The 17,523-nt window shown below is 70.3% G+C and carries 19 protein-coding genes; 9 read left to right on the top strand and 10 right to left on the bottom strand.

The window, feature by feature from the left end:
• Positions 1 to 47: 47 nt before the first annotated feature.
• Positions 48 to 299: a hypothetical protein gene (locus tag V2S66_RS05420; protein ID WP_330793294.1), complete on the bottom strand. Its 252-nt coding sequence runs from the start codon at positions 297 to 299 to the stop codon at positions 48 to 50.
• A 136-nt stretch (positions 300 to 435) separates the two neighbouring features.
• Positions 436 to 1,437: a DEDDh family exonuclease gene (locus tag V2S66_RS05415; RefSeq protein ID WP_330793293.1), complete on the bottom strand. Its 1,002-nt coding sequence runs from the start codon at positions 1,435 to 1,437 to the stop codon at positions 436 to 438.
• 110 nt (positions 1,438 to 1,547) lie between these two features.
• Between V2S66_RS05415 and V2S66_RS05410 the strand changes: the two genes are divergently transcribed.
• From V2S66_RS05410 to moaA, 4 genes are all read left to right on the top strand, one after another.
• The gene (locus V2S66_RS05410) at positions 1,548 to 2,432 is read left to right on the top strand and encodes a sterol desaturase family protein (RefSeq protein ID WP_330793292.1); all 885 of its coding nucleotides are present in this window, start codon (positions 1,548 to 1,550) and stop codon (positions 2,430 to 2,432) included.
• Between the two features lie 245 nt (positions 2,433 to 2,677).
• Positions 2,678 to 3,343, top strand: coding sequence for a lysoplasmalogenase (locus tag V2S66_RS05405; RefSeq protein ID WP_330793291.1), 666 nt, complete (start codon positions 2,678 to 2,680; stop codon positions 3,341 to 3,343).
• A 60-nt stretch (positions 3,344 to 3,403) separates the two neighbouring features.
• Entirely contained in the window at positions 3,404 to 4,459 is a 1,056-nt protein-coding gene (locus tag V2S66_RS05400; RefSeq protein ID WP_330793290.1) for a zinc-dependent alcohol dehydrogenase family protein, read from the top strand.
• A 545-nt stretch (positions 4,460 to 5,004) separates the two neighbouring features.
• Positions 5,005 to 6,003, top strand: a complete 999-nt coding sequence (gene moaA, locus V2S66_RS05395) for a GTP 3',8-cyclase MoaA (protein ID WP_330793289.1) — start codon at positions 5,005 to 5,007, stop codon at positions 6,001 to 6,003.
• Here moaA and V2S66_RS05390 read toward each other — a convergent pair.
• On the bottom strand, positions 5,986 to 6,264 hold the full coding sequence (locus V2S66_RS05390; protein ID WP_330793288.1) for a hypothetical protein: 279 nt from the start codon (positions 6,262 to 6,264) through the stop codon (positions 5,986 to 5,988). The genes moaA and V2S66_RS05390 overlap by 18 nt on opposite strands.
• A 235-nt stretch (positions 6,265 to 6,499) precedes the next feature.
• On the bottom strand, positions 6,500 to 7,024 hold the full coding sequence (locus V2S66_RS05385) for a DUF3099 domain-containing protein (RefSeq protein ID WP_330793287.1): 525 nt from the start codon (positions 7,022 to 7,024) through the stop codon (positions 6,500 to 6,502).
• 243 nt (positions 7,025 to 7,267) lie between these two features.
• Between V2S66_RS05385 and V2S66_RS05380 the strand changes: the two genes are divergently transcribed.
• A complete protein-coding gene (locus V2S66_RS05380; RefSeq protein WP_330793286.1) occupies positions 7,268 to 7,573 on the top strand; it encodes a GlsB/YeaQ/YmgE family stress response membrane protein in 306 nt (101 codons plus the stop codon).
• A 69-nt stretch (positions 7,574 to 7,642) separates the two neighbouring features.
• On the opposite strand, the gene V2S66_RS05375 is transcribed toward V2S66_RS05380, so the two are convergent.
• From V2S66_RS05375 to V2S66_RS05365, 3 genes are all read right to left on the bottom strand, one after another.
• Entirely contained in the window at positions 7,643 to 8,197 is a 555-nt protein-coding gene (locus V2S66_RS05375; RefSeq protein WP_330793285.1) for an RNA 2'-phosphotransferase, read from the bottom strand.
• Positions 8,198 to 8,237: 40 nt separating this feature from the next.
• Complete coding sequence (locus V2S66_RS05370) at positions 8,238 to 9,629, bottom strand: metallopeptidase TldD-related protein (protein WP_330793284.1); 1,392 nt, start codon at positions 9,627 to 9,629, stop codon at positions 8,238 to 8,240.
• Between the two features lie 192 nt (positions 9,630 to 9,821).
• Complete coding sequence (locus tag V2S66_RS05365) at positions 9,822 to 10,370, bottom strand: GNAT family N-acetyltransferase (protein WP_330793283.1); 549 nt, start codon at positions 10,368 to 10,370, stop codon at positions 9,822 to 9,824.
• Positions 10,371 to 10,820: 450 nt separating this feature from the next.
• On the opposite strand from V2S66_RS05365, the gene V2S66_RS05360 reads away from it, so the two are divergent.
• Positions 10,821 to 11,282 carry a phosphotransferase family protein gene (locus V2S66_RS05360; protein ID WP_413966300.1) on the top strand — a complete coding sequence of 154 codons (462 nt, stop codon included), beginning with the start codon at positions 10,821 to 10,823 and terminating at the stop codon, positions 11,280 to 11,282.
• A 30-nt stretch (positions 11,283 to 11,312) separates the two neighbouring features.
• On the opposite strand, the gene V2S66_RS05355 is transcribed toward V2S66_RS05360, so the two are convergent.
• Positions 11,313 to 12,128 (bottom strand): hypothetical protein, encoded by an 816-nt coding sequence (locus V2S66_RS05355; RefSeq protein WP_330793282.1) that lies wholly within the window; start codon positions 12,126 to 12,128, stop codon positions 11,313 to 11,315.
• Between the two features lie 382 nt (positions 12,129 to 12,510).
• Between V2S66_RS05355 and V2S66_RS05350 the strand changes: the two genes are divergently transcribed.
• The 3 genes from V2S66_RS05350 (at position 12,511) to V2S66_RS05345 (ending at position 15,167) form a co-directional block, all read left to right on the top strand.
• Complete coding sequence (locus V2S66_RS05350; protein ID WP_330793281.1) at positions 12,511 to 12,714, top strand: hypothetical protein; 204 nt, start codon at positions 12,511 to 12,513, stop codon at positions 12,712 to 12,714.
• The gene (locus V2S66_RS34490; protein ID WP_413966299.1) at positions 12,704 to 12,859 is read left to right on the top strand and encodes a DUF6959 family protein; all 156 of its coding nucleotides are present in this window, start codon (positions 12,704 to 12,706) and stop codon (positions 12,857 to 12,859) included. Before V2S66_RS05350 ends, V2S66_RS34490 begins: the two co-directional genes overlap by 11 nt.
• 577 nt (positions 12,860 to 13,436) lie before the next feature.
• A complete protein-coding gene (locus V2S66_RS05345; protein ID WP_330793280.1) occupies positions 13,437 to 15,167 on the top strand; it encodes an AIPR family protein in 1,731 nt (576 codons plus the stop codon).
• 315 nt (positions 15,168 to 15,482) lie between these two features.
• On the opposite strand, the gene V2S66_RS05340 is transcribed toward V2S66_RS05345, so the two are convergent.
• Both V2S66_RS05340 and V2S66_RS05335 read right to left on the bottom strand, forming a co-directional pair.
• Positions 15,483 to 15,779: a hypothetical protein gene (locus V2S66_RS05340; RefSeq protein ID WP_330793279.1), complete on the bottom strand. Its 297-nt coding sequence runs from the start codon at positions 15,777 to 15,779 to the stop codon at positions 15,483 to 15,485.
• A 162-nt stretch (positions 15,780 to 15,941) separates the two neighbouring features.
• Entirely contained in the window at positions 15,942 to 17,486 is a 1,545-nt protein-coding gene (locus tag V2S66_RS05335; RefSeq protein WP_330793278.1) for a TldD/PmbA family protein, read from the bottom strand.
• Positions 17,487 to 17,523 lie beyond the last annotated feature (37 nt).

Here is a 17,523-nt window from a genome sequence, read left to right as displayed (position 1 = left end):
GGCCCGCGCCTCCGGCCGCGGCGCGGCGGCGGTGGCCGGGCTCGCGGTTACGCGCCGGCCGCGGAGCCGACGCGGTCCACGATGCCGGGGTCGCCCTCCGCCTTGGCGCAGTGCGCGCAGCAGTAGAAGCGACCGTCGACCTCCACGCCGTGGCCGACGATCTGCACCCGGCAGTGCTCGCAGATCGGGGCCATCCGGTGGATCGCGCACTCGAAGCTGTCGAAGACGTGCACCGCGCCCTGGGCGTGCACCTCGAAGCTCATCGCGTAGTCGTTTCCGCACACCTCGCATAGGGCCATGACGCACAGGCTGCGCTGTCGGGCGGCCACGGGCAACGCGCCGCCCTGGAAGGCCGCCCCGCGGCCACCCGGACGGCCGTGCCGCCGTCCCTCCGGCCGGGCCTGGCCGCCCGTCGCGCCGCCGTGCCGCCGCGCCTCAGCCGTGCACGCCCGAGGCGGGCTGGACGGCCTTCAGCAGCTCGGCGAAGGTGCGTTCGTCGACCACCGGGGTGCCCACCTCGCGCGCCTTGACGGCCTTGCCGGTGAAACCCTCCGGGTCGTTGGTGACCAGCAGACTGGTCAGCCTGCTGACCGAACCCGCCACGTGCAGCCCCGCGTCGGTCGCGCGGTCCTCCAGCAGCTCCCGGTCGATCCCGGTGTCCCCGGAGAAGGCCACCCGCATGCCCTGGACGAGCGGCCCGCCCGGCGCCAGCCGGCCCGGATTGGGGTACGGGCACGCCGGCCGCTTGCGGGCCGGGCGCCAGCCGCCGCGTCCGTAGCCGGAGCCGTGGAGCCGGCCGTGGCGCGGCGCGGGGACCGCCGCGGGGACCTGCGACCACTCGGTCAGCGGGCGGCAGGCGTGCAGCGGCAGCGGCAGCTCCGCGGCGGCCGCCAGGTGCAGGCTGGGCCGGAACGCCTCGGCCAGCACCCGCGCGTCGTCCAGCGCGTGGTGCGCGCGCCGCTGGACCACCCCGTAGTGAGCGGCGAGCGTCTCCAGCTTGTGGTTGGCCAGCGGCAGCCGCAGCTCCTTGGCCAGCACGATCGTGCACAGCCGGTGCTCCACCGGGGCGGTGGACCGCGCACGGGCGTACTCGCGGGCCAGCATCGACCAGTCGAAGACCGCGTTGTGCGCCACCAGCACGCGGCCCGCGAGGCGTTCGGCGAGGGTGGGGGCGATCTCGGCGAAGAGCGGGGCGTCGGCGAGCATCGCGCCGGTCAGCCCGTGGATCCACACCGGGCCGGGGTCGCGCTGCGGGTTCACCGGCGAGTACCAGTGGTCCTCGACCCGGCCGCGGGCGTCCAGCCGGTAGACCGCGGCGGACACTATGCGGTCGTCCCTGCCGAGTCCCGTCGTCTCCACGTCGACCACGGCGTACCCCTCGGGGTATCCCGTCGGCCACGGGGTCGCGGGCGGGAACTCGGTCACGTTGTCCGGCATGGTCACTGAGGATAAGGGGCGACACCGACACCTTTCGGCCACCCCCACCCTCCGTACCTGTCGGTAACAACCTCTAGCCGAGGGCGGTTAGCCGCCCCTATGGTGCGGGCATGCCAGAACTGCCCGATGTCGTGCTGTGGTCGGTCCCCGCCTTCGTGCTGCTCACGGTCGTCGAGATGATCAGCTACCGGATCCATCCGGACGACGACTCCGAGGGGTACGCGGGCAAGGACACCGCGGCCAGCCTGTCGATGGGACTCGGCAGCCTGGCCACCGACGCGCTCTGGAAGATCCCCGTCGTCGCGATCTACACGGGGGTCTACGCGTTGACGCCGCTGCGGGTCCCGGTGCACTGGTGGACGGTCCTGCTGATGCTGCTCGCGCAGGACTTCCTGTACTACTGGTCGCACCGCGGCCACCACGTGATCAGGATCCTGTGGGCCTGCCACGTGGTGCACCACTCCAGCCGGAGGTTCAACCTCTCCACGGCGCTGCGCCAGCCCTGGACGAGCCTCACGTCCTGGCCGTTCTACCTGCCGATGATCGCGCTCGGCGTGCACCCGGCGGCGCTGGCCTTCTGCTCCTCGGTCAACCTCGTCTACCAGTTCTGGATCCACACCGAGCGGGTCGACCGGCTGCCCGGGCCGCTGGAGTTCCTGCTCAACACCCCCTCGCACCACCGCGTCCACCACGCCTCCCAGGGCGGCTACCTGGACCGCAACTTCGGCGGAATCCTGATCGTCTGGGACCGGCTCTTCGGCTCCTTCACCCCGGAGACCGAACGCCCGGTCTACGGCCTGACGAAGAACATCGCCACGTACAACCCGCTCCGCGTCGCCACCCACGAGTACGCGGCCATCGCCCGCGACGTCGCCGCGGCCGCCACTTGGCGCGACAGGCTCCGCCACCTCGTCCTCAACCCCGGCTGGACCCCGCCCCCCGCCGCCCCCCTCACCCCGCCCTCGCCCACCCTCACCACCGAGCCCGCCGCATGACCCCGCCCGAAGAGAACGCCCCCCAGGGGCGCGAGCAGCCCGTTCCCGTGTCGGAGCGTTCCGGCGTCGCCCCCCAGGGGCGCGGGGAGGGGCGCGAGCAGACCCCCACCGGGCGGCAGCCCGGAGACGGCCTCGCGCCGCAACGGCGCATCCCGGCACCCGTACCCGCGCCGGCGCCCGAGCCGGCTTCGTCAACGGCGCACCGCGTCGAAAACGCCAAGGCCGCGGCGGCGGCAAGCGCGTTCGTGGTCGCGACCGCCACCCATCTGGCCGCCCTCGCGGCCGGCCCGCACGGGTTCGCCCACGCCACCGCCCTGGCGACGAAACCCCTGCTGATGCCGCTCCTGGCGGCATGGGCGGCGGCCCGCCGCACGCCCCGCACCGCACGCGCGCCGCGCGGCCTGATCGCCGCGCTGCTGTGCGGGTGGGCCGGCGACGTCCTGCTGGAAGTCGGCGGCACCGCCGCCTTCATGGCCGGGATGGGCTGCTTCGCCGCCGGCCACGTCTGCTACCTGCGGCTGTTCGCCGCGCGCGGCGCCTTCCGGGGAACGCGCCGCGCGCTGTCCGCCCGGTACGCCGGCTACGCGCTGCTGTGGGCGGTGATGATCGCCCTGCTCTGGCCGGGGCTCGACCCCGGCATGCGCGTCCCGGTGGCCCTCTACAGCCTGCTGCTCACCGCGATGGCCGCGGGCGCCTCCGGCCTCGGCCGCGCCGTCGCGGCCGGCGGCGCGCTGTTCCTGCTGTCGGACACGCTGATCGCCACCGGCATCGCGGACTGGCCGCAGCTGCCCCGGCACCAGGTCGCGATCATGCTCACCTACGCGGTGGCGCAGGCGCTGCTGGCCGCGGGCATACCGGCCGCCGCGGTGCGGACGGCCCCGCCCCGCGCGGCTGCCGAGGCGGCGGCGTAACGTGAAAGGGCCCGGTCCACCGGCCGCGGCGCCCCCTTTCCCCCCACGGAGTGACCCCGCATGCGCGCGACCCTCATCCACGCCCCGCACGACATCCGGGTGGAGGAGGTGCCGGACGCCCGGGTGCGCAACCCCGGTGACGCGGTGGTCCGGGTGGTCCGCGCCTGCATCTGCGGCAGCGACCTGTGGGCGTACCGCGGCGAGTCCGCGCGCACGCCGGGCCAGCGGATCGGCCACGAGTTCCTCGGCGTCGTCGAGGAGACCGGCTCCGAGGTGTCCGGGCTGCGGCCGGGCGACCTGGTGGTCGCGCCCTTCGTCTGGTCGGACGGCAGCTGCGAGTTCTGCGCCGAGGGCCTGACCACCTCCTGCCTGAACGGCGGCTTCTGGGGCTCGATCGGCGCGGACGGCCCGTCCGACGGCGGCCAGGGCGAGGCCGTCCGGGTGCCGTACGCGGACGCCACCCTGGTGAAGCTGCCGGCCGCCGCGCTCTCCGACGACCGCCTGCTCACCGGCCTGCTGGCGCTGTCCGACGTGCTCGGCACCGGTCACCACGCGGCGCTCGGCGCCGGCGTGCGGCCGGGCGGCACGGTCGCGGTGGTCGGCGACGGCGCTGTCGGCCTGTGCGGGGTGCTGGCCGCCCGACGGCTCGGCGCCGAGCGGATCATCGCACTGGGCCGCCACCAGGTCCGTACCGACATCGCCAGGGCCTTCGGGGCCACCGACGTCGTCGCCGTGCGCGGCGAGGAGGCGGTCGCGGCGGTCCGCGAACTGACCGGCGGCCGGGGCGCGCACGCGGTGATCGAGGCGGTCGGCACCGAGCAGTCGATGCGCACCGCGGTCGGCATCACCCGCGACGGCGGCGCGATCGGCTACGTCGGGGTGCCGCACGGCAGCGGCACCGGTCTCGACCTCGGCGACATGTTCGACCGCAACATCGCGCTGCGCGGCGGCGTCGCGCCGGTCCGCTCGTACATCGAGGAGCTGCTGCCGGACGTGCTGGACGGCAGCGTGGACCCGGCGCCGGTCTTCGACCTGACGGTCGGGCTGGAGGGAGTGCCCGACGGCTACCGCGCGATGGACGACCGCACCGCGTTGAAGGTGCTGGTCGCGCTCTGATCGCGGGCGCCGGCCGGAGCACTAGTGGTCACGGCCCCCGCCGGCGCGGCGGGCGGCTCGCAGCGAGGCGATGCTCAGCAGCGGGAACCAGGCGCGGGCGGGCGGTCCGCCCGCCGCCCGTGCCGCGCGCGCAGCGGCGGCCGGCCCGGCCGGCCCGGGCAGCGGCGGCAGCGGGCGGGGGAGCGTGACGCTCCCGTACGGCCGGCGGCCGGGCGCGGCCGGCGGCGGGGGCGGTCCATCCTGCGGTGACGGGTTCACGGCGGCGGTCCTCGGACGTGCGCGGCGGATAGCTGATGTCCTGCTCAACGATCCGGCGGGCCCGCGGTGTCGCCCGCCGCACCGCGTCAGAGGGAGCGCCGGAGGTCCGGGCGGCGACCGACCGCGCTTCAACAAACTGTTGCAATCAGTCGTCCATCGCGTACGCTGCGGCGGGTACGGCCGGTCGTAGGCTGTATGCAATCCGGTCGGCCCGCACGCCGTTCGTCCGCGCCGGGTCCTAGGGTGGAGATCTACGTGCTCCGCGCACGAGGAGGGAGGCCGCACCGATGACGTCCGCGCTCATCGACACCTACGACCGGGTGGCCACCGATCTCCGGGTCTCCCTCACCGACCGGTGCAACCTGCGCTGCACGTACTGCATGCCCGAGGAGGGCCTGCAGTGGCTGGCCAAGCCCGATCTGCTCACCGACGACGAGATCGTCCGGATGGTGCGGATAGCCGTCACCGAACTCGGCGTCAGGGAGGTCCGGTTCACCGGCGGCGAGCCGCTGCTGCGACCCGGCCTGGTCGGCATCGTCGAGCGCTGCGCCGCGCTGCTGCCGCGCCCCCGGCTCTCGCTGACCACCAACGGCATCGGCCTGCGCCGCACCGCGGCCGCCCTGCGCGACGCCGGACTCGACCGGGTCAACGTCTCGCTCGACACCCTGCGCCCCGAGGTCTTCCACACCCTGACCCGGCGCGACCGCCACCACGACGTCATCGCCGGGCTGGACGCCGCCGCGGCGGCCGGCCTGACCCCGGTGAAGATCAACACCGTGCTGATGCGCGGGGTCAACGACGACGAGGCCCCCGACCTGCTCCGCTGGGCCCTGGACCACGGCTACGAGCTGCGCTTCATCGAGCAGATGCCGCTCGACGCCCAGCACGGCTGGCAGCGCACCGACATGGTGACCGCCGAGGAGATCCTCACCACGCTGAGCGCCCGCTTCTCCCTCACCCCGGAGAGCGAGGGCTCCCGCGGCTCGGCGCCGGCCGAGCGCTGGCTGGTGGACGGCGGCCCGGCCCGGGTGGGCGTGATCGCCTCGGTCACCCGGCCGTTCTGCCGGGCCTGCGACCGCACCCGGCTCACCGCCGACGGCCAGGTGCGCAACTGCCTGTTCGCCCGCGAGGAGTCCGACCTGCGCGGCGCGCTGCGCTCCGGCGCCGCCGACGCGGAGGTCGCCGCGCTGTGGCGGACCGCGATGTGGGGGAAGAAGGCCGGATCCGGCTTGGACGACCCGGCCTTCCTGCAGCCCGAGCGGCCGATGTCAGCGATCGGCGGCTGACCCGTCGGCGGCTGACCCGGAGGGTCCCGTGGGTCCCTCTTCCGCCGCGGCGGAACGGCGCTCCCACTCCTCCAGCGCGACCACGTCCTTGAGGAAGCCTCGCAGGTCCAGGAAGTGGGAGAGGTGCTCGCGGTGGTCGTCGCACGCCAGCCAGGTCTTGCGCCGCTCGGGCGTGTGCAGTTTCGGGTTGTTCCAGGCCAGCACCCACAGAGCGGGGGCGCGGCAGTCCTTGGCCGAGCAGATCGGCGTTTCCTCGTTCACCGCTCCAGTAAACCGAACGCGAACATGGCGACGCCGGGCAGCCACGGGGGGAGCCGCCCGGCGTCGGTCCGTCGCTCCGACGGGGGATGCGGAGCGCGTACGAAGTATGTCACGCGCTCCGCGCGCCGTGGAGGGGGAAGCCCATGATTGATCTGAGGTTTTCTTGAGGTTTCCGGACCGACTTTCAAAGGTCTAGACCAGTTCCGCGTACCTGCGAACTCCGGGCGTACGCCGGTCACCCGGCGTTCGGCTGCTCCACCCGGGGCTCGGCCGCCGGGTGCTCCCGGGACGCCCCCGGTTCCGCTTGCGGCTCCGCTTCCGCCTCCGGTCCCGCCGTGCTGTGGAACGCGCGATCGGAGGCGCTGTGCGCCGCGCCGCCGGACGCGTCCCGGTCCTCGGGCGCCGCCGCGTCCTGCGCGGGGAGCGCCCCCTCCTCGCGCTCGGCGGCCGACTGCACCGACGTCGGCTCCAGCGCGCGGCGGGCCGGCGGCGGGATGTAGGTCGACGTCGGCAGCGTCGGGGTGTTCTCCCGGCCTGCGTTCGCGTAGACCACCGCCACATACGGCAGCAGCGCCCCCAGCACCAGCGTCGCCCAGGCGAGCGGCCGCTCCACGTTCCAGAGCACCACCGTCAGGATCACCGAGAGTGTGCGGACGGCCATCGAGATCACGTATCGGCGCTGGCGGCCGCGCACGTCCTCGGCCAGCCCGGTCCGCGCCCCCGTGATCCGGAAGACCTCCCGGCCGCCCTTCTTCCGCATCCCGTTCCCACCGCCTGCTCGACTCCGCCGGACCCTGCTGACCACCGGCCACACCATGCCGTCCCGGTCCCTCCCCACGGTACGCCGCACAGCGCGCCGGGAGCAGGGTGGGGCACCCCGTGTCACGCCGTCGGGAGTGCGCCGTACGGCGTACGGTGCGCCCGGCGTGCGGCGTAGCCCGATCGGCCGCAGACTGGCGGGACGAAGATCGGGTCGCACCCCGGTCAGGAGGAGGCGAACGGCATGGGCTGGTTGTGGGCGATCATCGTCGGACTGGTGCTCGGGCTCATCGCCAAGGCGATCCTGCCGGGCAAGCAGACGCTGCCGCTGTGGCTCACCGTGCTCGCCGGCATCGGCGGCGGTGTCCTCGGCAACGGCGTGTCCAGCTGGCTGGGCGTGCGCGACACCAAGGGCTTCGACTGGACCCGGCACGCACTCCAGCTCGTCGGCGCCATCGTGCTCGTCGCGATCTGCGACGCGGCGTGGCGGGCGTACAAGAGCCGCAAGTCGTCCGGCCGCGCGACTTCCACCACCTCCTCGCACCGGTGACCCGGGGCCGTCACCCGGCCCCTTGACCACCCGGCCCCTTGACCAGGCGGCCGCGAGGCGGGGCGCGCCTTACGGGTGCAGCTGCCGCAGCCGCTCCGGCGGCACCGCGTCGGTCAGCCACACCCCGTTGGCGCTGACCCGGAACTCGTGGCCCGCGGCGGCCAGCGCGGCCGCCTCCACCACCAGCACCACGGGCCGGCCGTGCCGCGAGCCCACCCGCACCGCCGTCTCGACGTCCGCCGACAGGTGGACGTCCTGCCGGGACATCGGCCGCAGTCCGTCCCGAAGGATCAGCGGCAGGGTGGCCGAGGCGGTGCCGTGGTAGAGCACCTCCGGAGGCGGCGCCGCCGCCAGCCCCAGCTCGACGGCGACCGAGTGGCCCTGGCTGGCGCGTATCCGGCGGCCGTCGGGAGAGTAGGCGAACCTCTTCTTGTTGTTGTTCGCCACCACGTGGTCCAGGTCCGCCCGCGAGAAGCGCCGGCCCCGGGCGGCGCACGCCGCGATCAGCTCGTCCACCTCCACCCAGCCGCCCTCGTCCAGCACCAGGCCGGCCGCCTCCGGCTGGTGCCGCAGCAGCATCGACAGGTACTTCGAGATCCTGACGGTGCCCTTCTCGTCGAGCATGTCCCCCTCCTCGTGCACCCCGCGGGCGATCGGACCCGGTTCAGACCCCGCGGCTGACCGAGCTCATGTTGAAGTCCGGGACGCGCAGCGCCGGCGCCGCGGCCCGGGTGAACCAGTCGCTCCACTCGCGCGGCAGCGTCCGCTCGGTGCGGCCGGCCTCGACCGCCCGGCCGAGCAGGTCCACCGGCGACTCGTTGAACCGGAAGTTGTTGACCTCGCCGGTCACCTCGCCGTCCTCCACCAGGTAGACGCCGTCCCGGGTCAGCCCGGTGAGCAGCAGGGTGGCCGGGTCGACCTCGCGGATGTACCACAGGCAGGTCAGCAGCAGGCCGCGCCGGGTGCCGGCCACCATCTCCTCCAGCGAGCTGCCGCCACCGCCGTCCAGCACCAGATTGCCGCCGCTCGGCGCAACCGGAAGGCCGGTGAGGCCGGCCGTGTGCCGGCTGGTGACCAGCTGGTTGAGCACGCCCTCGCGCATCCACTCGACCGGACCGGTCGGCGCGCCGTTGTCGAACACCGAGCGGTCGTCGCCCGAGGCGTGGGCGATCACGAACGGTGCCGACTCCAGGCCCGGCTCTGCCGGGTCGCTGCGCAGCGTCAGCGGCAGCGAGGTGAGCTTGTCGCCCACCCGGGTGCGGCCGCCGGGCTTGCTGAAGACGGTGCGGCCCTCGGCGGCGTCCCGCGCTCCCGAGGACCACAGCTGGTAGATCATCAGGTCGGAGACCGCGCTGGGCGGCAGCAGCGTCTCGTACCGCCCCGCGGGCAGCTCCACCTTGCGCTCGGCCCAGGCCAGCCGACGGGCCAGGTCGGCGTCCATCGCCAGCGGGTCGACGTCGCGGAAGTCCCGCGTCGAGGCGCCCGCCCAGGCCGACCTGGCGAGGTCGGGGGACTTGGCGTTGACCTCCAGGGTGCCGGTCGGCTGGTCGTGCCGCAGCCGCAGCCCGGCCGAGGTGCCCAGATAGGTGGACGTCACCGAGTGGTAGGCGAAGCCGTACAGCTCGCGGCCCCCGGCCCTGGCGGTGGCGAAGGCCTCGCCCAGCGCGGGCGCGAACCGCGCGAACACGTCGGGTCCGGTCTCCGCGGGCGGCTCGGTGAAGGCGGCGCTGCCCGGCACGTCGCCCACCAGCGGCTGCGCGTCCTCGGCGGGATCGGCCGCGCGGGCCGCCGCCTCGGCCGCCCGCACCAGCGGTTCGAGGTCCTCGGCGGTCACCGCGGCGCGCGAGACCACACCCGAGGCGGTGCCCTCGGCGCCGCCCACGGTGGCGATCACGGTGAGGGTGCGGCCGCGTGTCACCCCGTTGGTGGTCAGCGCGTTCCCCGCCCAGCGCAGGTTGGCGCTGGAGTCCTCGTCGGCGATCACCACACAGCCGTCCGCCCGGGACAGCGCCAGCGCGCGCTCGACGATCTCGTGCGGCTTGGTGCGGCTCGTCATCGGCCCGCCTCCTGCGTGGTGTTGAGAATGCTGACCGCTGCCTCGGGGCCCCGGGAGGTCCCGGCAGGGTCAGGGGGCGTTTCTCGGGTCCGTCGATCACTGCTGAGACTACCCACGGGCGCGCGGCAGGGGGCGTGAATTACCGCTGGTGCGATGGACGGGACGTGTGCCCGCCGCGCGGCTCCGTGCGGCTCAGACCTCGGGAAGGGACGGATCAGGTGTCCAGGGATGGGGCGCGGTGATGGCCCAGCGTTCGTGGTCCCGCCAGGCCCCGGCGATGTAGAGATAGCCGGGCGACACCCCTTCGTAGGTGAAGCCCAGCCGCTGGACCAGGGCCAAGGACGGCTTGTTCGACGGCTGGATGCTGGCCTCCAGCCGGTGGAGCCGCAGGTCGTCGAAGGCGTGCCGGAGGGTGGCGGCGACCCCTTCGGTCATGTACCCGTGCCCCGTGGAAGGGGCGAAGGCCGCGTATCCGAGGGACGCGCCCTGGTAGCGCCCCCGGATGATGGAGTTGATGTTGACCGTGCCGGCCGCCTCGCCGGTCTCCCGGACACGGACCAGGAAGCCCTGGTTGGTGCCGTCGTCGAAGCGCCGCATCCAGACGTGGAAGGACTCCGCGGTCGCGGGCAACTGCATCCATGGCAGGTGCAGCTCGGAGCTGGCCTGCACCAGAGTGCAGAACTCCTCTCGGTCGGAGAGGGTGAGCGGGTGTAGTTCGACCCGTGACGACATCTTCAGCATGGACCCACGCTAGAACGCGTGAGGAGGAGGTCACCTCCGTGGTCCGCCAGGCGCCGCCCGAGCCCGGCGCCGCGGGTGCGGACGAAGCGGGGTCGACCGTCGAAACGGCGGTCGTCGCGACTATCGTCGTGCCCGGTGCGCGTCACGTGTGACCGGTGCTCGCGCGACGGTAGAGCGAGCACGATGGGGGAACGCGGTCCGCCATGGCGTCTGATTCTGACCTCGGTTCAGGTGCGGGATTCACGTCGGCTGCTGCGGCCAGGGTGATGGCATCTGCCTGCCGTATGGCGGGCCTGGACGACCAGGGCGCGGAACAGCTCCGGTTCGGGGAGAACGCGCTCTACCGGCTGGCATCAGCATCAGTCGTGGTCCGGGTGGCCCGCGGGCTCACCGGCTCATCTGGATCTGCCTGCCTTCGACGCCTTCGGACGCGCTGACCGTCGTATCGAGGTGGCCGAGGGGATATCGGACGACGACCGGGTGTTCCTCCGCAAGCGCCGACGGGAGCTGGCCGACCGATTGGCCTCGCTGGACTTCGACTCGGCCAGGGGACCGGTGCACGGGGATGCCCACACGGACAACCTGATGGTCGACCAGCAGGGAGGACTGCACCTGATCGACCTGGAGAACTTCTCCCTCGACCGCCCCGAATGGGATCTCGTGGTGTCCGCCCACGAATACGACCGGCTGGGCTGGGTGAGCGGGGAGGAGTACCGCGAGTTCGTCAGCTGCTACGGCCGGGACCTGCGCGACTGGCCGGGCTTCGGAGTCCTGGCCGCCATCCAGGAATTCAAGACGACCACGTGGCTCATGCAGAACACCGCTGAAGGCCCGCACATTGCCGAAGAGGTACGAGTACGACTCGCCTCACTGCGCGACGACGACGCGCCGCGGAACTGGCAGCCGTACTGATCCGCGTCGTCCGTACCGAGCAGAGCGAAGTCAGCTGAAGGTGAGACGACGCCCCCATTCGTTGCTCCAGCCGCCTCGCCAGACGGCCAGTCCGGTATAGGTGAAGATGCAGCCGACGCCGACACCCCATTCGTCGCCCTCGTAGCGGACGGCGGGGTCGGCGAGGGCAGTGCGAAGCTCGTCGGAGGCAATCACTGTGAAGGCGTCGCTGTGCGCGTCGGGGTAGTGCTGAACCTCGATCCATCCTTGGCGGACGAAGGGCAACAGGGGGGCGAGTTGCTCTCCCACCCAGGTGAGGCGCTGAGTCGGGCTCAGGCCGGCGGGTGGGTCCTCCCAGATGCCGAACGGGCCTGTCAGCATTCCGCTGGTCTCGGCTGCGCAGACCAGGACTTCGCGTTCCTCGACGGTCAGTTCGTACCACGTGGGGAGCCCATTGGTGTCGGCGGTCGGATGTGCGTCATCGAGCCAGTGCTCGCGAGCGGACTCCGAAGCCCTGAAACAGAGGTGACGCCTGGGACGAGCGCTCCGCAGCCAGTTGGCCGGATCAGTCAGCACGTCGTGGAACTGCGCTCCGGTGAGGAGGGTGGGGGCGACGGGGCGGTGGCCCTCCCCCTCGCAGAGGGTCAGCAGACCGCGTTCGCCGAGGTCGAGGGCCGCAGCCGCCAGGCCCGCGATCAAAGCGCGTTGTTCGTCGTCGGTGTAGCTGCGCGGGGGCGGGGCTTCCTCGGCCCCGGCCCAGCGCAGGGCCACACCGTAGTTCTGAACCACCCCGGCCAGAGAGTCTTCCGATAGAGCGCGACGCATGATGGTCTGTTCGGCGATGGTCAGGGAGTCCCAGGAGCGCATGACGTGCATGCTCTCATCGGTCCCTGGTCGATCGTGCTGCTCCCAGTTGGCGGAGCGGCCCGTGCGGTCGCTCACCCTCGCGCTGAAAGTCCTCGACGTACCGGAGGCAGCGCGCGGGCAGCCACCTGAGCCCCGGTCAAGCTCAGGCAGACAGGCGGCCTCCCGGCCCTTCCTCCAGCCGCGAGGCCGTCGCCACAACGACCGGAAAACCGCGTACGCAAGACCGGACCACCCCTCCGCCAGCCAGCTTGCCGGATGGTCCGGCGTAGGGGTCACCTGGGGCCCCGGTGCCGGATGGTACCGGGGCACCTGCCATGCCTAGGCCAACGCGCCACACCACGCCCACAGTCCAGCCACCGCGTGGAAAGAGTGACATGGCCCGATGCCTCCCACCGACCAACTCGGCAACGCAGGTGACGACTTCGACCCGGCCGCGATGCTCTGGGCTCCCGGCATTGACTACATCCGGGCCTGGCGCGAGGCGACCGACGCAGCCGCCGACCTCCTCGACGCGCTGACGGCCACCGGCATCGACGTCACAACGATTTCTGGTCCGGGGCGACGCACTGAGCACGTTGCGAGCTGACAGGTCCGAACTGGTCGGCCTCTGTACCGCCGGCGAACTGGAAGAGGCCAAGGTGGCGGCAGCCCCGCTCCTGGCCGATATGCACACCCTCTTGGAGTGGTACACCGCAGCTCTGAGGGCCCACGGAATACAGCCGCCCTTCTGATCCGTAGCGCTACAGAGATCGGTCAACGACGGTCATCCAGGTCGCGCGTCGGCCCAGGGGGGAGCTACGGGTTGAGGCCAGTTGCTGTGATTGTTGTATCCGGCTGCTTACAGCAGGATCCTGGTGGCGGGGTGGAGCGGGAACGACTCGACCAGCTGCTGGTCGGCGACGACGAGGACTCCGTGGCCGCTCTGGCTGCGCTCCGCTGCGGCGGTTCCCGCGTGGCCCAGGCGAACCGGCCGCTGATGCGGCCGAGCAGCTCCACGGTGTGTAACAGGTTGTTGGTCTCGATGCCCGTGGTTCCCCATACGACCTAGCACGGTTATGGCACGCACGACGCAGCGCTCAGCATGCTTCGCCGTCGCGCTGGTGTCTGCCGTTCCGGCAGTTGCCAGCACGGTCGGGCGCATGTCTGACGTCGGCCCCGCGTGCTCTGGTCGCGTGTGCCGACCGAGTGCCGCCGCCGAAGGACGAGTTGACGCAACTCAGAGAGACTCCGACGAACCTGCTCTACCCTTTGACCGTGAAGGTTGCGCTAGGTTGCGCAGGGCACTCCCTAAGCTAGGAGACTCCGAATATGCCGGCTCCCCAAACTAATGCCCGCACTCTGCTCACGCGGATCTTTGAAAGCTGGCATCAAGAAAATGTGCCGCAATCTTCGGGGGACACGGCGTTCGAGATCTTCGCCTCTGAGCTGTCTCTGCGACCTTACGGGCTCGGCCTGGAGAATATTCAAGACGGAATTGTGGGCTCCGGCCAAGATGGCGGAATCGACTCGATCTTCACCTTCTGGGACGACAATCTCTTGGATGAAGATTCTGACCTGTTCTCAGAACATCGCAGGCCAAGCGATTTCTCACAAGAGCGGCTCCTTGAGCTGTGGGTAATTCAAGCCAAACGCAGTGCATCTTTCGAGGAAGCTGCACTTGATAAGCTGGAAAACACCCTTCGGAGAATCCTGGATCTGAATCAAGATCTTGATGGGCTGCGAGGACTTTATAACGAAAGCCTGCTGTCACGGGTGGATCTATTTAGGCGAGCCTGGGAAAAACTTCTCGTTCGCAGGCCGAAGATTTCCGTCAATATTGTGTATGCTACGCCGGGGGATGTGCAGGGAGTAGCTCCGCAAGTGCTGGTAAAGAAGGGCATGCTTCGTCAAGCTCTGCTCGATCTTTTTCCACCGGGGGCAGCCGTACAGTGTGATTTGCTTGGAGATCGTGAGCTTCTCGCACGTTACAACGAGAAGCCTTCTTATGCTCTACCGATGAAGTTTCAGGAGAACGCCACCAGCGGGAACTCCCACGTAGCCCTGGTGCGTCTGGCTGACTACTTCGACTTGATTACGGACGAACACGGAAAGCTGCGCCGGTACTTGTTCGACTGGAATGTGCGCGACTACCAAGGGCCGGTTACCGTAAATCAAGAAATTCGACGGACGCTTGAGAATCCCGATAGTCCCGAGTTCTGGTGGCTGAATAACGGGGTCACAATCATCTGTAGCGATGCGACCACCGGAGGGAAGACGTACACCCTGACGGATATTCAGATCGTAAATGGTTTGCAGACGAGTCATACCATCTACGAAGTTCTGAGAGGGGGCAGAGAAGCTCCGATTGGAGATCGTATGCTCCTGGTTCGCATTATCTCTACTACCGACCGAAAGACGCGCGATCAGGTAATCAGGGCCACCAACAGGCAGACTCCCGTAAATGATGCCTCGCTTCGGGCTACCGATGAGATTCAGCGAAACATCGAAGACTACTTTTTCGTCAACGGCTGGTACTATGATCGCCGTAAAAACTTCTACAAGAATGAGGGCAAGGATCCAGCGAAGATCATCGGAATTCCCTTGCTTGGGCAAGCTTTGACAGCTATGGGGCTGTGTCGACCCGACAAGGCGCGAGGAAAGCCTTCCTCGCTACTCAAGAATGATGACGATTATCTGCAGGTGTTCAACCCGAAGGTTGACCTCAGTGTATTTCTCTGGGCAGCTCAGACGCAGCGAAAGGTGGATGTATTCCTGCACTCCGAGCTTGCGAATGCTACTCAAGGCGAGCGAAACAATCTGAAGTTTCACTTGTCGATGTTGGTAGTGGTTGAGCTTGCAGGTGGGACGATTTACGACCCTCAGCAGTTGAAGGGTGTGGTAGGCGCCGACGCACAGCTCGACCCACAATTTCTTGAGAAGCGTCTAGATGTTCTCAAAGAACTGACCAGGTCCTACTTGCAGAGCGGTAACACGACACTTGAAAAGGCGGCAAAAAGCCAACAGTTCACAAATTTCATTTTGGGTCGCCTCGGCACCTGAGTTGAGAGAGCGCCAGCAGGATTTGTCGAGGTCGGTGGAGCGGCTTCGGGGTGGCACTGCCTTGGCACGAGTGATCACGGCCTCGCAAGCTTGCGGCGCGTCGGGCAGTCTGTGGACCTGCCTGGTAAAGCACGACGTTGGGGCCATGATCTTCGAGGCGTGCTCCTTCTGTGGCGCCAGGTAGCTGATCGCCTTGAGCGCGGCATGGCACTGGTCGGGCCGAGCGGGCGGTGACAGGAGTTGGGCCCCAGGCCGCAGCCGGGAGCCTTGAGTAAGTGGAGACGGGTTTCGACACCGCCTGGGCGGCGGGCTGTGTCAGGTGCGGACGGCGCGGAGCTTGCGGGTGGGCTCCGGGGTGATGCGGTAGGCGAGTTGGGCTCGATCGACGCTCATCTTCAGGATTTCGAGGATGAGGGGCCGGTCCTCGGTGCCGTGGGTGACGCGCAGCGTTTCCAGGGTGATGAATGGGATGAGCGTCTGGTACAGCAACCGCGTACCGATGTCCGCGTCGGCCAAGAGCCGGTCGACTCCGAAGAGGGCTTCATCCTCGTCGAGGTCCAGCTTGGGACCGCTGACGGTGGTCTTGGTTCGGTAGACCTGCGGTTCTTCCACAGCTTGGACAAGCCGTTGGAGGGCCTCGTCGTCCCGCCGTCACTGACCCCCCTCGGAGGGGTGACAGCGATGGCAGGGACGACGTGGCGTAGGTGGTTCGGTGTGTTCCGGTGTCGACCTCGTGCAGACTTCGGCGCGCGGGGGACACGATCGAAGAGTCCGTCAGGAGCGGCCGGATTCGCTTGTGGTGTTGAGAATGCTGACGCCGCGGAAGAGCGCGGACGGGCAGCCGTGCGAGACGGCGGCGACCTGGCCCGGTTGGGCCTTTCCGCAGTTGAAGGCGCCGCCGAGGACGTAGGTGTCGGGGCCGCCGACCGCGGCCATGGAACCCCAGAAGTCGGTGGTGGTGGCCTGGTAGGCGAAGTCCTTCACCTGTCCGTCGAGCTGCCCGTTGCGGATCGCGTAGGCGCGCTGGCCGGTGAACTGGAAGTTGTACCGCTGCATGTCGATCGACCAGGAGCGGTCGCCGACGATGTAGATGCCGCGGTCCACGCCGGCGATCAGCTCCTCGGTGGAGGGGCCGTCGGCGGCGGGCCGCAGCGAGACGTTCGCCATCCGCTGCACCGGGACGTTGCCGGGGGAGTCGGCGAAGGAGCAGCCGTTGGAGCGCTCGAAGCCAGTGAGCCGGGCGATCCTGCGGTCGAGCTGGTAGCCGACCAGGACGCCCTCCTTGACCAGGTCCCAGGACTGGCCGGCCACGCCCTCGTCGTCGTAGCCGACGGTGGCCAGGCCGTGCTCGGCGGTGCGGTCGCCGGTGACGTGCATGACGGGGGAGCCGTAGCGCAGGGTGCCGAGCTGGTCGAAGGTGGCGAAGGAGGTGCCGGCGTACGCCGCCTCGTATCCCAGCGCGCGGTCCAGTTCGGTGGCGTGGCCGATCGACTCGTGGATGGTCAGCCACAGGTTCGAGGGGTCCACCACCAGGTCGTAACTGCCCGCCTGCACCGAGGGGGCGCGCAGCTTCTCGGCGAGCAGTTCGGGGATGCGGGCCAGCTCGCCCTCCCAGTCCCAGCGGCCCTCGCCGCCGGTGTCCGCGAGGTACTCCCAGCCGCGCCCGACCGGCGGGGCGAGGGTGCGCATCGAGTCGAACTCGCCGGTGGCCGGGTCGACCGAGACGGCGGTCAGCTGGGACTGCAGGCGCACCCGCTGCTGCGTGGTCGTGGTGCCGGAGGTGTCGGCATAGAACTTGTTCTCCTGCACGGTGAGCAGCGAGGCGTCGGCGTGCGAGACGCCGTCGGCGGCCAGCAGCCCCGCGCTCCACTCGGCGAGCAGCCCGGTCTTCTCCGTGTCGGGCACGTCGAACGGGTTCACCTCGTACGCCGAGACCCAGGTGCGGTCGGCGTGCACCGGCTCGGGCGCCAGCTCGACCCGCGCACTGCCGTCCCCGCCCGCGGCCGCGATGACCTGCGCCGACAGCTTGGCCATCGCCACCGCCTGGGAGGCGACCTTCGCGGCGGCGTCCATCGTCAGGTCCACGCCGGAGGCGAAGCCCCAGGCGCCGCCGTGCACCACGCGCACCGCGAAGCCCAGGTCGGTGCTGTCGGAACTGCCTGCGGGCCTGGCGTCGCGCAGGCGCCAGGACGCGCTGCGGACCCGCTCCAGCCGGAAGTCGGCATGCTCGGCTCCCAGCGCCCGCGCCCTGGCCAGCGCGGCATCGGCGAGCGCCCGCAGCGGCAACGCCTGGAATGACTGATCGACCTCGTGACGCACGACGAACTTCCCTTCGCTCTTCGTGTCTGGCAGTGAA

The sequence above is a fragment of the Actinacidiphila polyblastidii genome (genome assembly GCF_036353415.1).
Taxonomy (GTDB): Bacteria; Actinomycetota; Actinomycetes; order Streptomycetales; family Streptomycetaceae; genus Actinacidiphila; species Actinacidiphila polyblastidii.
Note: the sequence above shows the minus strand (reverse complement) of the source record. Positions and strands in the feature narration are given on the sequence as shown.